General features: G+C 75.0%; 12 protein-coding genes. 8 read left to right on the top strand and 4 right to left on the bottom strand.

Annotated features, from left to right (window positions below):
* Nucleotides 1-545: 545 nt before the first annotated feature.
* Nucleotides 546-3464, top strand: a complete 2919-nt coding sequence (locus JOE63_RS18735; protein ID WP_239578411.1) for an FAD-binding and (Fe-S)-binding domain-containing protein — start codon at nucleotides 546-548, stop codon at nucleotides 3462-3464.
* A 55-nt stretch (nucleotides 3465-3519) separates the two neighbouring features.
* On the opposite strand, the gene JOE63_RS18730 is transcribed toward JOE63_RS18735, so the two are convergent.
* Nucleotides 3520-4017: a DUF6174 domain-containing protein gene (locus tag JOE63_RS18730; RefSeq protein ID WP_087469883.1), complete on the bottom strand. Its 498-nt coding sequence runs from the start codon at nucleotides 4015-4017 to the stop codon at nucleotides 3520-3522.
* 152 nt (nucleotides 4018-4169) lie between these two features.
* Between JOE63_RS18730 and JOE63_RS18725 the strand changes: the two genes are divergently transcribed.
* Nucleotides 4170-5969: an oleate hydratase gene (locus tag JOE63_RS18725; RefSeq protein ID WP_204543000.1), complete on the top strand. Its 1800-nt coding sequence runs from the start codon at nucleotides 4170-4172 to the stop codon at nucleotides 5967-5969.
* On the opposite strand, the gene pdxR is transcribed toward JOE63_RS18725, so the two are convergent.
* A complete protein-coding gene (gene pdxR, locus JOE63_RS18720) occupies nucleotides 5944-7476 on the bottom strand; it encodes a MocR-like pyridoxine biosynthesis transcription factor PdxR (protein WP_204542998.1) in 1533 nt (510 codons plus the stop codon). The two genes, JOE63_RS18725 and pdxR, sit on opposite strands and share 26 nt — an antisense overlap.
* Nucleotides 7477-7576: 100 nt before the next feature.
* Between pdxR and JOE63_RS18715 the strand changes: the two genes are divergently transcribed.
* From JOE63_RS18715 to JOE63_RS18705, 3 genes are all read left to right on the top strand, one after another.
* On the top strand, nucleotides 7577-8560 hold the full coding sequence (locus tag JOE63_RS18715) for an aldo/keto reductase (protein WP_204542996.1): 984 nt from the start codon (nucleotides 7577-7579) through the stop codon (nucleotides 8558-8560).
* A gap of 109 nt (nucleotides 8561-8669) precedes the next feature.
* Nucleotides 8670-9287 carry a nitroreductase family protein gene (locus JOE63_RS18710; RefSeq protein ID WP_087469879.1) on the top strand — a complete coding sequence of 206 codons (618 nt, stop codon included), beginning with the start codon at nucleotides 8670-8672 and terminating at the stop codon, nucleotides 9285-9287.
* A complete protein-coding gene (locus tag JOE63_RS18705) occupies nucleotides 9284-10039 on the top strand; it encodes a hypothetical protein (RefSeq protein WP_204542994.1) in 756 nt (251 codons plus the stop codon). The genes JOE63_RS18710 and JOE63_RS18705 overlap by 4 nt, the downstream gene beginning before the upstream one ends.
* Before the next feature lie 12 nt (nucleotides 10040-10051).
* On the opposite strand, the gene JOE63_RS18700 is transcribed toward JOE63_RS18705, so the two are convergent.
* Together JOE63_RS18700 and cofD are read right to left on the bottom strand one after the other, a co-directional pair.
* Nucleotides 10052-10921 carry a 2-phospho-L-lactate guanylyltransferase gene (locus JOE63_RS18700; protein WP_244286260.1) on the bottom strand — a complete coding sequence of 290 codons (870 nt, stop codon included), beginning with the start codon at nucleotides 10919-10921 and terminating at the stop codon, nucleotides 10052-10054.
* Nucleotides 10905-11858 (bottom strand): 2-phospho-L-lactate transferase, encoded by a 954-nt coding sequence (gene cofD / locus JOE63_RS18695; protein WP_087469877.1) that lies wholly within the window; start codon nucleotides 11856-11858, stop codon nucleotides 10905-10907. Before cofD ends, JOE63_RS18700 begins: the two co-directional genes overlap by 17 nt.
* Before the next feature lie 56 nt (nucleotides 11859-11914).
* On the opposite strand from cofD, the gene JOE63_RS18690 reads away from it, so the two are divergent.
* From JOE63_RS18690 to JOE63_RS18680, 3 genes are all read left to right on the top strand, one after another.
* A complete protein-coding gene (locus JOE63_RS18690) occupies nucleotides 11915-12235 on the top strand; it encodes an MTH1187 family thiamine-binding protein (RefSeq protein ID WP_204542992.1) in 321 nt (106 codons plus the stop codon).
* A gap of 115 nt (nucleotides 12236-12350) precedes the next feature.
* On the top strand, nucleotides 12351-13814 hold the full coding sequence (locus tag JOE63_RS18685) for a restriction system modified-DNA reader domain-containing protein (protein WP_087469876.1): 1464 nt from the start codon (nucleotides 12351-12353) through the stop codon (nucleotides 13812-13814).
* 39 nt (nucleotides 13815-13853) lie between these two features.
* Complete coding sequence (locus JOE63_RS18680; protein WP_087469875.1) at nucleotides 13854-14492, top strand: aspartate/glutamate racemase family protein; 639 nt, start codon at nucleotides 13854-13856, stop codon at nucleotides 14490-14492.
* The last annotated feature ends 11 nt before the right edge of the window (nucleotides 14493-14503 follow it).

The following is a 14503-nucleotide window of genomic DNA, read 5'->3' as shown; positions in this document are numbered from 1 at the left end:
CGTCTCGCCGTGGTCTCTGCTCGCCTGGGCGAACTACCCGCGGCGTCGTTCGCTCACGTCGGGCGGCCGCGACCCGTCCGCGGTGGGCGACGGGCCGCCGTCGGGCATCAGGTGCCCATGCCGGCCGCAACCCCGGCCGTGACGGGTGACCACGCGCCGTCTGGCATGACCAGGGCGCTACGCGGCGGACCACGCCTCTACGTCGGCGGACCAGGGCCCATAGGTCGGAGGACCACGCCGCTACCTCGGTGGACCAGGGCCCTAGGTCGGCGGGCCAGGCCTCTACCTCGACCGACCGACGGCTCTGCCTCGGCAGATCGGCTGCCAGGGGTCGGACGGTTCCGGGTCTCCGGGCGCGAGGGTGCGACAATCGCGACGTGTCCGCTGAGATCGACGCCACCCCGACCCCCGCCCCGCAGCACGACGGGAACGGCTCGCGGCGGTCCGGCTCCCGGGCGACGACGTCGCCGGAGGCGGAGCGCGAGGCCGCTCTCCGCGAGGCCGAACGGGCGGCCGACGCCGCCCGCACGGCGCTCGCCGAGGCCCTGCGGACGGTCGTGCGCGGCGCGGTCGACTCCTCCACGCGGCGCCGGGCCGAGTACTCGACGGACGCGTCGAACTACCGCGTCGTGCCCGAGGCCGTGGTGTACCCGCAGGACGCGGACGACGTCGTCGCGGCGCTCGACGTGCTGCGCGAGCTCGAGGTGCCGGTCACGGCGCGCGGCGCCGGGACGTCGGTGGCGGGCAACTCGATCGGTCCGGGCGTGGTCCTCGACTTCACGCGGCACGTGAACCGTGTGCTCGACGTCGACCCGGAGGCCCGCACCGCGCGGATCGAGCCGGGCGTCGTCATGTCGGCGCTGCAGCAGGAGGCCGCGCCGCACGGGCTGCGGTTCGGCCCCGATCCGTCGACGCAGAACCGCGCGACGCTCGGCGGCATGATCGGCAACAACGCGTGCGGTCCCCACGCCGTCGCCTACGGGCGCACGGTCGACAACGTGATCGAGCTCGACGTCGTCGACGGCCGCGGCCGCCGCTTCACCGCGGGCAAGGGCGACCCGACGTTCGCCGACGTCCCGGGGCTCGCGGAGCTCGTCCGGGAGAACCTGGCGCTGATCCGCACGGAGTTCGGGCGGTTCGGGCGCCAGGTGTCGGGCTACTCGCTCGAGCACCTGCTGCCGGAGAACGGGTCGGACCTCGCGAAGGCGCTCGTCGGCACCGAGGGCACCCTCGTGACGATCCTCGAGGCGACGGTCCGCCTCGTCCCGGTGCCGTCCAAGCCGACGCTCGTCGTGCTCGGCTACCCGGACATGCCGTCCGCGGCCGACGACGTCCCGACCTTCCTGAACCTCAGCCCCCTCGCGGTCGAGGGCCTCGACGCGCGGCTCGTCGACGTCGTGCGCCGCGCCAAGGGCGCGCAGTCCGTCCCGCCGCTGCCGCCGGGCGCGGGCTGGCTCATGGTCGAGGTCGGGGGCGCGACCCCCGAGGAGGCGATGGCGAACGCGGAGGCGATCGTCGCGGCGTCGGGCAGCGAGGCCACGATGATCCTGCCCGCGGGACCCGACGCGACCAAGATGTGGCAGATCCGGGCCGACGGCGCCGGGCTCGCCGGGCGCACGCCCGCGGGCGAGCAGGCCTGGCCGGGCTGGGAGGACTCGGCGGTCCCGCCGGAGCGGCTGGGCGACTACCTGCGCGACCTCGACGCGCTCATGGCGCGCTACGGCGTCGACGGCCTGCCGTACGGGCACTTCGGCGACGGGTGCGTGCACCTGCGCATCGACATCCCGCTCGAGGCGTCGGGGTCGGTGCTGCGCACGTTCATGCTCGAGGCGGCCGAGCTCGTCGCGAAGTACGGCGGCTCGCTCTCGGGCGAGCACGGCGACGGGCGCGCGCGCTCGGAGCTGCTCCCGGTCATGTACAGCCCCGAGGCGATCGCGCTCATGGAGCGCTTCAAGGCGCTGTTCGACCCGCAGGACGTCATGAACCCGGGTGTCGTCGTGCGCCCGAGCGCGGTCGACGACGACCTGCGGCGCCCGCACGCGCACCCGCTGCTGTCGAAGGTCGGCGCGCCGGGCACGCCCGGGACGAGCACGGCAGCGCCCGCGAAGGTCACGAAGATCTCGCGCCGCGCCGGCTACCAGGGCTTCTCGTTCGCGCACGACCACGGCGACATGACGCAGGCCGTGCACCGCTGCGTCGGCGTCGGCAAGTGCCGCGCGGACAACACCGCCGCGGGCGGGTTCATGTGCCCGTCGTACCAGGCGACCAAGGACGAGAAGGACGTCACGCGCGCCCGCGCCCGCGTGCTCCAGGAGGCCGTGAACGGCACGCTCGTGGGCGGCCTCGCGGCGCCGGAGGTGCGCGACTCGCTCGACCTGTGCCTGTCCTGCAAGGCGTGCTCGAGCGACTGCCCCGCGGGCGTCGACATGGCGCAGTACAAGTCCGAGGTCCTCTACCGTACGTACCGCGGCAAGCTGCGACCCGTCGACCACTACTCGCTCGGCTGGCTGCCGGTCTGGGCGCGGCTCGCGACGGGGATGCCCCGCCTGGCCAACAAGCTGCTCGGGTTCCGGCCGCTGGCGAAGACGGTCCTCTGGGCGGGCGGCATGGACACGCGCCGCTCGATGACCACGTTCGCCGAGGTGCCCTTCCGCACGTGGTGGAAGCGCGGCGGCGCGACCCAGGGCGTCCCCGGGCTGCACATCGGCGAGCGGCCCGGCCACCCCGTGCGCGACGAGCGCCCCAAGGTCGTGCTGTGGACGGACTCGTTCAGCGACAACATGTCGCCGGGCGTGCCGCAGGCCGCCGTGAAGGTGCTCACCGCGGCGGGGTACGACGTCGTCGTGCCCGACGAGCAGGCGTGCTGCGGCCTCACGTGGATCAGCACGGGCCAGCTCGACGGCGCGCGCAAGCGCCTGGAGAACCTGCTGTCCGTGCTCGGCCCGTACGCCGTGAACGGCATCCCGATCATGGGGCTCGAGCCGTCGTGCACGGCCGTGCTGCGCTCCGACCTCGTGGACCTGTTCCCCGACGACCCGCGCGCCCAGGCCGTGTCCGCCGCGACGCGGACGCTCGCCGAGCTCCTCACGTCGGTCGACACCGCGCCCGGCCGCGAGTCCGGGTGGCGCGTGCCCGACCTGTCGGACGTGACCGCCGTCGTGCAGCCGCACTGCCACCAGCACTCGGTGATGGGCTTCGCCGCGGACGAGCGGCTGCTGCGCGACGCGGGCGCGACGATCAAGGTCCTCGCCGGCTGCTGCGGGCTCGCGGGCAACTTCGGCATGCAGAAGGGCCACTACGAGACGTCGGTCGCGGTCGCGGAGAACGCGCTGCTGCCCGCGCTGCGCGACGCCGCCCCGGGCGACGTCTACCTCGCGGACGGGTTCTCGTGCCGCACCCAGGCCGACGACCTCGCCGGCGTGCAGGGCAAGGCTCTCGTCGAGCTGCTCGCCGAGCGGCTCTGATCGTCGCGGGCGACCGGCGTGCCCGACGGCGCGCGGTCGCCCGGGTGGGCGGCCGTCAGCCGCGCGCGGGGTGCACGTCCGTGATCGCGTAGCACTCCTCGTCGTCGATCGCGCGCGGCATCGGGTCGAGCGTGAGCGACGTCGGGTAGCCCAGCTCGCCGTCGAACGCGACGTCGGTGACGTCGTCGTGGCGCTCGTCGACGAGGTCGAGGAACCCGTCGATCGTGCGGCCACCGCTCTCGACGTACGACTCCGGGGTCGTCTCCAGGTGCGCGAGGCTCGCCGAGACCGCGACCACCTCGCCGCCCACGACCTCGACGTCGAAGTCCCCGATGAGGTTCCGCTCGCCGCACGACGACGTGAGCGTGAACGCGTAGTCGTCGTACCCCGCCGCCGCCCACCGGTCCCGCGCGTCCGACAGCCCGGCGACCGGCGACGCCACGCCCGCGGGCGCGCACGCGGCCGCCCCCGTCGAGACGGCGAGCAGGCCGGCCAGGGCGAACACCGCCGTCGTCCGGGACGGGCGCGGGCGGCGGGGCGACGTCGTCTCCATGCCCTGCTCGTGTCCCGACCCGCCCCGGCCTTGCCCGTGCGCTGCACGTTCGTGCACCGAGGTGCGGTCGCTCGTGCCCGGCGTGAGCATGGCAGGGGAGCGCCACCGTGGGCGGCGCTCCTTTCCTGTCGTCGGCGGTGAGAGGGAGTGGCATGTACTACTCGAGCGGCAACTACGAGGCGTTCGCGCGGCCGCGCAGGCCCGAGCGGACGGACCGGATCGGGTCCGTCCATCTCGTGGGGGCGGGGCTCGCCTCGCTCTCGGCGGCGGGCTTCCTCGTCCGTGACGGGCAGGTCCCCGGGGAGAAGATCACCGTCTACGAGCGGCTCAAGCTCCCCGGTGGTGCGCTCGACGGCATCAAGGAGCCGCGGCGCGGGTTCGTCATCCGCGGCGGGCGCGAGCTCGAGGACCACATGGAGTGCCTGTGGGACCTGTTCCGCTCCGTGCCGTCGATCGAGACCGAGGGGGTCTCGGTCCTCGACGAGTTCTACTGGCTCAACAAGGACGACCCGAACTTCTCTCTCCAGCGCGTCACGGAGGACCGCGGCAAGGACGCGCGGTTCGACAACCTGTTCCGCCTCGACGAGAAGGCGCAGAAGGAGATCACCAAGATCTTCCTCGCGCGGCGCGAGGACATGGAGGGGAAGTCGATCGAGGAGGTGATGTCGAAGCACTTCCTCGACAGCCAGTTCTGGCTGTACTGGCGCACGATGTTCGCGTTCCAGGAGTGGCACAGCGCGCTCGAGTTCAAGCTGTACCTGCACCGGTTCATCCACCACGTCGGCGGCCTGCCCGACCTCTCGGCGCTGAAGTTCACCAAGTACAACCAGTACGAGTCGATGGTGCTGCCGCTGACGCGCTGGCTCATGGACCAGGGCGTGACGTTCCGGTTCCACGTCGAGGTCACCGACGTCGACTTCGAGCTCGCGCCGGACCGCAAGGTCGCGACGCGGCTGCACCTGCTCGACCACGGGGCAGGCCACGAGACCGGCGGGGGCGCTGTCGAGCAGACGGTCGACCTCGGCGAGGACGACCTCGTCATCGCGACCATCGGGTCGCTCACGGAGAACTCCGACAACGGCGACCAGCACACCCCCGCCCGCCTGGACACGGGACCGGCGCCCGCGTGGGACCTGTGGCGGCGCGTCGCCGCCAAGGACCCGGCGTTCGGGCGACCCGACGTGTTCAGCACCGACATCCCGCGCACCAAGTGGCAGTCCGCCACCGTCACGACGCTCGACCGGCGCATCCCGGAGTACATCGAGCGCATCTGCAAGCGCGACCCGTTCAGCGGCAAGGTCGTCACGGGCGGCATCGTCACCGCGCGCGACTCGTCCTGGCTCATGAGCTGGACCGTCAACCGGCAGCCGCACTTCAAGGCGCAGTCGCCGGACGAGATCGTCGTGTGGGTCTACGGGCTGTTCGTGGACACGCCCGGCGACTACGTGAAGAAGCCCCTCCAGGAGTGCACGGGCGAGGAGATCACGCAGGAGTGGCTCTACCACCTCGGTGTGCCCGAGGCCGACATCCCGACCCTCGCCGCCGAGGCCGCGAGCTGCGTGCCCGTGATGATGCCGTACGTCACGGCGTTCTTCATGCCCCGGCACGCGGGCGACCGGCCGCAGGTCGTGCCCGACGGCGCGAAGAACTTCGCGTTCATCGGCCAGTTCGCCGAGACGACGCGGGACACGATCTTCACCACCGAGTACTCCGTGCGCACCGGCATGGAGGCGGCCTACCAGCTCCTCGACCTGGAGCGCGGCGTCCCCGAGGTCTTCAACAGCACCTACGACGTCCGCAAGCTGCTCGCCGCGGTGAGCGCCCTGCGCGACGGCGAGGAGCTCGACATCCCCGGGCCGCGGATCCTGCGCGACCGCCTCCAGAAGAAGGTCGACGCCACCGAGATCGGCGAGCTGCTCGCCGAGTTCAGCCTCCTGTCCCACGACGAGTAGCGGCACGGACCGCGTCGGCGAGGCGGGCGACGGCCTCGCCGACGCGGGCGTCGGCGAGGTTGCCGTACCCGAGCACGAGGGTCGTGGACCGGTCGGCGGGGCGCACCTGGTAGCGGCGCAGGTCGACGACGGTGACCTCGCGCCGCGCGGCCTCGCGCACGACGTGCGCGGCGTCGGGCGCCGGGTCGTCGGGTGAGCCGGGCAGGGTGAGCAGCGCGTGCATCCCCGCCGCGATGCCGCGCACCGCGGCGCCGGGCAGCTCGCGCGAGAGCGCGTCGAGCACGGCGTCGCGACGGCGGCGGTACCGCCCCCGCGCGGCGCGCAGGTGCCGGTCGTACCCGCCTGAGGCGACGAGGCGGGCGAACGTGAGCTGGTCGACCGTGGACGGCGCCGCCGTCGTGCCGTGCGTCGTGGCGGCCGCGCGCATCACGGACTCGCGCCAGCGGGCGGGCACGACCATCCACCCGACGCCGAACGCCGGGCTCATCGTCTTGCTCACCGACCCCAGCAGGACCACGCGGTCGGGGTCGAGCTGCTGGAGCGCGGCGACGGGCCGGCGGTCGTACCGGAACTCGGCGTCGTAGTCGTCCTCGACCACGAGGCCGTCGACGGCGCGGGCCCACGCGAGCACGGCCTCGCGCCGCTCGGGTGCGAGCGCGGCGCCGGTGGGGAACTGGTGGGCGGGCGTCAGCAGCGCTGCGCGCGCCCCGGTCCGTCGCGACGCCGCGACGAGCGCGTCCACGTCCGCGCCCGCGTGGTCCACGGGGACGGGGACGGTGGTGAGACCGACGCGGCCGGCGACGTCGCGCAGCACCGACCAGCTCGGGTCCTCGACGAGCAGGTGCGTGTGGCCCGCCTCGACGAGCGCCGCGGCGACGCGCGCCATCCCGTCGGTCGCGCCGCGCGTGAGCACGACGGCGTCGTCCGGCCCGGCGACGACGCGTGCCCGGCGCAGGTGGTCGGCGACGACGGCCCGCGCGTGCGGGTGTCCGGCGGGCGCGGGCTGGCCGAGATCGTCGTTCGACGACGCGGCGAGGGCCTCGCGAGCGGCCCGCAGCCACGCGTCGCGCGGGACGTGCCGCAGGTCGGGCACGCCCGGCGCGAGGTCGAACCGGGCACGGCCGGGCAACGGCGGGACCTCGCCCACGCGGGCGATCGCCGGTCGTCCGCCCGACCGCGCTCCTCCGGGGCTCGTCGGCCGAGCACCGGCCGCGGCGGAGACGCGGGTCGCGGCGCCGGTCCGCGCCTCGAGGAAACCCTCGGCGACGAGCTGGCCGTAGGCCTCCGTGACGACCCACCGCGAGACCCCGAGCGACTCGGCGAGCTGACGGCTCGGCGGCAGCGCCGCCCCGACCGGGACGCGCCCGGTGTGCACGGCGTCGCGGATCGCGCGCTCGAGCCGCTCGACGCGCGAGCCCGGCCCTGTCCCCAGGTCGAGCAGGGCCTCCCAGGCGAGCTCCGCCGTCGTGCCCGGCCGTGGCTCGGAATTGGTCTGGTCTGTGGCCATGGAATCGGACCGTACACCCGTGCCGATCCCTCCGTAGCGTGGAGCACGTCATCAGGACCACGGGTCCACCACGGACCACCACGAGCTTCGGGAGACCACCATGCGGTACCGCACCATCGGCGACGGGCGCACCTCCTTCGACGTGTCGACCCTCTGCCTCGGCACGATGAACATGGGCACGCTCGTCGACGAGGACACGTCGTTCGCGATCCTCGACCGCTACCGCGAGGCGGGCGGCACGTTCCTCGACACGGCGAACAACTACAGCTTCTGGGCCGGCGGCCACGGCCGCGACAGCGAGGACCTCCTCGGCCGCTGGCTCGCGAGCCGCGGCGTGCGCGACGAGGTGCGCATCGCGACCAAGCTCGGCGCGGCGAAGAAGGACCCGGCCCTGCCGCTGCAGAACGTCGAGCCCACGAACTTCCAGGGCCTCGGCGCCGACGTCGTCGGGTACGAGGCGCACGAGAGCCTGCGCCACCTCGGCGTCGACCACGTGGACGTGCTGTACGGGCACGTCGACGACCACGGCACGGCGATCGCCGAGACCGTCGGCGCGTTCGGCAAGCTCCAGGCCGAGGGCGTCGTCGGCATCACGGGCATCTCGAACGTCGCGCTGTGGCGCGTCGTCGAGGCGCGCGAGGAGGCGCTGCGCCAGGGCGTCGCGCCCTACGGGCTCGTCCAGCAGAACTACACCTACGCCTACCCGACGCCCGAGGTCGGTCGGCACAACTGGGCGTCGTACGAGCTGCTCGACTACGCGGCGTCCACCGGCGTCGACGGCCGCCCACCGCTCGCCGTCACCGCCTACTCGCCGATCCTCCAAGGGGCGTACGTGCGCCGCGACAAGCCGCTGTGGGACGGGTTCGACCACCCGACCACGCGCGAGCGCATCCGCCTCCTCCACGAGGTCGCGGGCGAGCTCGGCGCGACGCCCAACCAGGTCGTGCTCGCATGGCTCCTCGGGGGCGAGCACCCGGTCGTCCCGATCATCGGGCCGAGCACGATCGAGCAGCTCGACGAGCTCCTCGGCGCGGCCGACCTCGAGCTCGACCCGGAGCTGCGCGCCCGCCTCGACGCCGCCTGAGCCCACGTGTCCCGCTCGGCCCGACGCCACGACGTCGGGCCGAGCGGGACACGGCGTCCCGGCGGGTAGGGTGCGGGGACCTGCTGCCGGACCGTGCCGAGGGGGCCACGTGGAGTTCCAGGACGTCGTCCGACGCCGCCGCATGGTGCGCCGGTTCACCGCCGAGCCGGTCGACCCCGACGCGGTAGACCGCCTCGTGCGCAACGCGGTCCGCGCCCCGAGCGCGGGGTTCGCGCAGGGGTGGTCGTTCCTCGTGCTCACCGAGCCCGACGACGTCGCGCGCTTCTGGTCCGCGACCTCGCCCGAGCAGCCCGAGCGGAGCATGAGCGCGTGGCTCGCGGGGATGCGCACCGCACCCGTGCTGGTCGTGGTCCTCACGTCGAAGGACGTCTACCTCGACCGGTACGCCGAGGACGACAAGGGCTGGGCCGACCGCGACGAGAACCGCTGGGCCGTGCCGTACTGGCACGTCGACGCGGGGATGGCCGCGCTGCTCATGCTGCAGACCGCCGTCGACGAGGGGCTCGGCGCGTGCTTCTTCGGCGTCGCGCCGGGCGAGGTCGCGCGGCTGCGCGCGGCGTTCGACATCCCCGACACGTACGCCCCGACCGGGGTCGTCGCCGTCGGGCACCCCGCCGACCGGGCGACCACGGGCTCGCCGCGACGTCGCGAGCGCAAGCCGCTCGACGACGTCGTGCACCGCGGCCGGTGGGGAGCCCGGCCGTGACGCGCGGGCCGCGTCGGGGCAGGGCGCTCGCGGCCGGGGTCGTGCTGGCCGTGGCCGTCGTGAGTGCGTGCACCGGGGGACCGGCGCCCGACCCGACCGACGTCGCGACCACGACGAGCTCGCCGGGCAGCGTCCCTGGTCCGGGCGCGAACGACGGTTCGGCCTCCGCCCCGGACGCTGGACCAGGATCCGGGACGTCTCCGGGCGAGCAGGACGAGGCGACCGGCTCGGACCCCGGCCCAGCCTCGGTCGGCGACGCCCCCGAGGTCATGAGCCTGTCGGGGGCACGGACTGCGGCGCCGCTCGTCGCGCGCGCGGGGTGGCAGGTGGTCGGGTCTGCCGGTGCGTGCGTGCTCTCGTGGCGCGGCGCGAGCGACGCCGCGGCTCCGGCCGCGGGCGCCCGCGAGGTGTCCGCGGCGCTGCTCGCGGAGATGGTCGACGCGGACGGCGGCGACGCGGCGGCCACGCGCGACGTCCTGCTCCCGCTCACCTCCGACGGCGTGGCGATCCAGGGCATGAACGCGGTGGTGCAGGACTGGGACGTCGACACCCCGCGAGGCCCGGTGCAGGTGCGGGGTGCTGCGCGCGTCGCGAGCGTGCCCACGTTCGACGGCGGCGCGTCGACCCAGTCCGTCGTGCTCGCGCTCGACTGCGCGGGCTCGCTCGACGACGGCGCGTGGCAGCAGCTCCTCGCCGACGTGCGCGTCGGCCTCGTCGGCCCCGTGGAAGAGCTCGGCGCCTGGCCCTCGTAGCCGGCGCGCCGGTCAGGCGTCGCGGTCGCGCAGCGCCGGGACGTGCAGCCCGACGACGGCCCGCGCGTCCGCGGGCAGCTCGCCCCAGTCCTCGACGGTGTCGAGGTCGACCGCGGTGCCGGGCCGCTGCACGACGACGGCCCGCAGCCCGAGCCGCTCGGCCTCGGCAACATGGGCGGCACGGCTCCCGACCCCGAACCGAAACCGAAACCGTGCCACCGGCCGAGCACGAGGTTCCTGTCGTTCTGGGCCGCTTTCCGACAGCAACCCCGTGCTCGACGGCGCGGAAGCCGGAGGGTCGAGGGCGAGGAGGTTCGTGCCCGCGCCCCGGCGGTCCGTCGCGACGACGACGGGCGCGTCCTCGGCGAGGAGCGCCGCCACGTCCGCGGGCGTGAGCGCGGGGAGGTCGGCGTGCGCCACGAGGAGCCGCACCGGGCCCTCGGTCGACGCGCCCTCGGCTGCGATCTCCCGGCCGACGTCGACCGCTGCGTTCAGGCCCGGCCGGTCCGCGGGCTGCAGGACGATGCGGAGCCGGTCCGCGTCGTCGGTCAGGAGGGGGAGCCCGTCGGTACCGGCGGCGTCCGCCGCGGCGGTGGACTCGTCCACCACGACGTCGCGCAGCGCGCGCCACGTGAACCGCGGGTCCGACGTCACCACGACCACGCGCTCCACGCCGTCGCTCGCGAGCAGCGTCCCCACGACGTGCCGCGCGAGCACGGCGATCAGCCGGCTGCGCGACGCGGGGTCCAGGACGTGCGCGAGCCGCGACTTCCCCGACGACCCGTCACGCAGCGGCACGACGGCGACCACGCGCCCCGGGCGGGCGGGCCCACCCGGGCGAGCGGCGCCGTCGGGCACCACGAGGTCACCCACGAGCGTCACCCGCCGACGCGAGGAGCGTGCGCGCGAGGCGCTCGCGACCCGCGGCGCCGCCCATGACGGTGTCCGTCACGACGACGTCCATCCCGAGCGCCCGCACGTCGTCGGCGAGGTGCGCGTCGTGGTCGTCGATCACCATGACGTCGACGAGCCCGACGTACAGGCGCGCGACGCCGAGCGCCGAGACCTCGTGCCCGAGCGTCGTGAGGATCTGCGCCGCAGGCCCCTTGATCGCCCGCCCGCCGACGATCGGGCTCACCGCGACGCGGCGCGCGGACGTCCCGCCGAGCGCGTCCCGCACCCCGGCGACGCCCAGCACCGGCTCGACCGACAGGAACGGGTTCGACGGCGCGACCACGACGACGTCGGCGCCGGTCACCGCGTCGAGCACGCCGGGCGCCGGGCGCGCCGCCTCGATGCCGTCGTAGACGAGTCCCAGCACGTCGTCCGCGTGCCGGCGCCCCACGAAGTACTCCTGGAACCCGAGGCGGCCCGCGGGCGTGTCGACGAGCGTCGCGACGCGGTCGTCGGTCACGGGCAGCACGCGCGCCCGGACGCCGAGCGCCGTCGTGAGCCGCGCGGTCACCTCGGTCAGGGACGCCCCCGCGCGCAGGCCGGCCGTCCGGACCACGTGCGTCGCGAGGTCGCGGTCCCCGAGCGTGAACCACGTGTCCTCGCCGAGCCGGCCCATCGCGTCCAGCGCCGCGTACGTCTCGCCGACGACGCCCCAGCCGCGCTCCTCGTCCGCGAGCCCGGCGAGCGTGTACGTCACGGTGTCCAGGTCGGGGGAGATCCACAGGCCGTGCAGCTCGACGTCGTCCGCCACGTTGACGACGACCGTGAGGTCGGCCCCGGCGAGGTCCAGGCCGTGCGCGAGGCGTGCCCCGCCGACCCCGCCCGCGAGCACGGTCACGCGGTCGGTGCGGTGTTCTGCTGTCACGACGACGAGCCTACGTCGGGGCGGTTCGTGGTCCGCCGCCGTGCCACCATGGGCCCATGGCCGTCTTCGCCTTCTCCGTCGCCCCGCTCGGTGCCGGCGAGTCCGTCGCGGACTCCGTCGCCGAGGCCGTCCGCATCGTCCGCGAGTCGGGCCTGCCCAACCGCACCACCGCGATGTTCACCGAGATCGAGGGCGACTGGCACGTCGTCATGCCGGTGATCCAGCGCGCCACCGAGGCCGTCGGCGCCGGCGGTCACCGGGTCTCGCTCGTCATCAAGGCCGACATCCGCCCGGGACGCACCGGGGAGCTCACCGGGAAGGTCGAGCGGGTCGAGGAGCGGCTCGCGGTCGAGTCGGAGGAGACCGGGCACGCCTGACCTGCGGGGTCGCGCGCGGGTGGTTCGACCGGTTCGAGGGACTTGACCGGCGACGTAGGCTATGGCGCAAACGCCCCCGCCCAGGTCGCGTCCCGCTGCAGCAGGAGATCCACCGATGCCCCTCTTCGAGGTGGACGCCGAGCGTCCCGTACTGGTCCAGCCGCCCCAGCCGGCAGGTGCCTTCGGGACGGACGCGCAGCGCGTCGTGGACGGCAACATCGAGGGGCTGCTGGGCGAGCAGATCTTCCCCGTCGCGCAGGGCACGTCCGACGACGAGCCCCACCTCCTCGCGCTCGACGCCGCCGGCCTCCCGGTCGTCATCGAGGTCACCGCGGAGCTCACGGAGGAGGCCCTCACCGCGGCGCTCAACCACGCCGGCCGGGCCGGGCGCCTCACGCGCGCCGAGCTCGCCGCCCGCTACACCGGCGGCGCCTCGCGGTTCCAGCAGGACGTCGCGGCGTTCTACGACAACGTCCCCCTCACGCGCTCGCAGGCGACCGCCCGCGCGACCGGTGCCCGGCTCATCGTCATCTGCTCGAGCGCCGCACCCGGCATCCAGGACGCGCTCGACTTCCTCCGTCAGCCCGGATCGCCGGTCGCGGTCCTGCGCCTCGGCGTCGTCCAGGGCGCCGACGGCCGCCGCTTCGTCGACGTGTCCCCGCTCGCGATGACGCGCGACAACTCCGCGCCGCCCGCGGCACCCGAGCCCCGCCGGGGCCGCGCCGTCGCCCCCGGATCCGACTTCGCGGACGGCGTCGCCGTGGGCCGAGCCCTGACCGGCAAGTTTCCCGTGGTGACGCGGCAGGCCGCGCAGTCCCGGGCCGAGCGTCGTCGTGCCGCCGAGCTCGAGCCGCGCGCCCTCCCCGGGATCGCGCCCACCGCGGCCGACGAGACCGGCCCGCTCGCCGCGCTGGTCCCGGTCACCGCACCGTCGGAGCCGTCGCGCGCCGAGCCGCCGGTCCTGGACTTCGTGCCCCTCGACGACCCGCTCACCGCACGGACCGTGCCCGAGCCCGCGTCCTCCGGCTGGGCCGACCGCCGACCCGTCGAGCCCGGCGACGAGACGCCGACCCCGCGCACGTCGATCCTTACCCGCGAGTCCATCCGCACCCGCGAGTCGATCCGGACGCGCGAGTCGTACCTCACCCACGAGTACGGCGAGCAGCGCAGCCCGTCGCGCGAGCAGCCGTACGACCCGCTGTCCTACCACCCGCCGGTCGACCTCGACCCGGCACCCACGCGCGCGTCCGCGAGCCGGGACGTCGTCCCGGTGCCGCCCCCGCCCCCCGTGGACGTGCCGCTCGGCCCCGACGACGACCCCGACCTCGTCGCGCTCGCCCGCGCGTTCGGCACGCCCCGCGAGCTCGTGTGGTCCCGGCCGCGCCGCGGCCAGCGCTTCGAGGCGGTGCTCCAGCCCGACGGCTTCATCGAGCTGTCCGACGGCGCCCGGTTCCGCCACCCGGACCTCGCCGCCGTCGCCGTGTCGGGCACCCACACCGCCGACGGGTGGAGCGTCTGGCGCCTCGGCGCCGAGGACGGCCCCACCCTCACCGACGCCTTCCGCGAGCACCACGCCTGAGTCGCGTCGTCGCTCGGGGCACGACGACCGGAGGCGCACGTGATCGGGTTCCTGCACACGGCAGACGTGCACGTCGCGACCTTCGGCGCGCTGGTGGACGAGGTCGCGCCGGGGCAGGGGCACGTGCACCGGGTGGACGTGCCGCTCCTGGACGACGCGCGGGCGGGTGCGCCGACGGGTGAGCGGGTCCGGGCACACGTCGACGCGCTCGTCGCGGCGGGGGCGTCGGTGGTGGTGTGCACGTGCTCGACGCTCGGGCCGGTCGCGGAGGAGGTCGGCGGGGCCGGGGTGCCCGTGCTGCGGGTGGACCGGCCGCTCGCCGAGGCGGCGGTGCGCGACGGCGGCCGGGTCGCTGTCGTCGTCGCGCTCGCCTCGACGCTCGGCCCGACGACGGAGCTCCTCGCCGACGCCGCCCGACGCTCGGGGGCGACCGTCGAGCTCGACCCGGTCGTCTGCGCGGACGCGTGGGCGGACTTCGAGGCCGGGGACCTCAGCGCGTACCGGCGCGGAGTCGCGGACGCGGCGCGGGACGCCGTCGGGCGGCGGGGCGCGGACGTCGTCGTGCTCGCGCAGGCCAGCATGGCGCCCGCGGCGGCGTTGCTCGCCGACCTTCGGGTCCCCGTCCTGACGAGCCCGGGCAGCGCGGTGGCCCGGGCCGTGGAACTGGCCCGGGCCTGACGCGAGGGTCG

This window comes from Cellulosimicrobium cellulans (assembly GCF_016907755.1).
Classification (GTDB): Bacteria; Actinomycetota; Actinomycetes; order Actinomycetales; family Cellulomonadaceae; genus Cellulosimicrobium; species Cellulosimicrobium cellulans_D.
This window is presented reverse-complemented; position numbering and strand designations above follow the sequence as displayed.

Coding starts and splice junctions, on each gene's coding strand:
- JOE63_RS18730 (WP_087469883.1), bottom strand. CDS start 4,017: ATGGAGACGACGTCGCCCCGCCGCCCGCGCCCGTCCCGGACGACGGCG.
- JOE63_RS18725 (WP_204543000.1), top strand. CDS start 4,170: ATGTACTACTCGAGCGGCAACTACGAGGCGTTCGCGCGGCCGCGCAGG.
- pdxR (WP_204542998.1), bottom strand. CDS start 7,476: ATGGCCACAGACCAGACCAATTCCGAGCCACGGCCGGGCACGACGGCG.
- JOE63_RS18715 (WP_204542996.1), top strand. CDS start 7,577: ATGCGGTACCGCACCATCGGCGACGGGCGCACCTCCTTCGACGTGTCG.
- JOE63_RS18690 (WP_204542992.1), top strand. CDS start 11,915: ATGGCCGTCTTCGCCTTCTCCGTCGCCCCGCTCGGTGCCGGCGAGTCC.
- JOE63_RS18685 (WP_087469876.1), top strand. CDS start 12,351: ATGCCCCTCTTCGAGGTGGACGCCGAGCGTCCCGTACTGGTCCAGCCG.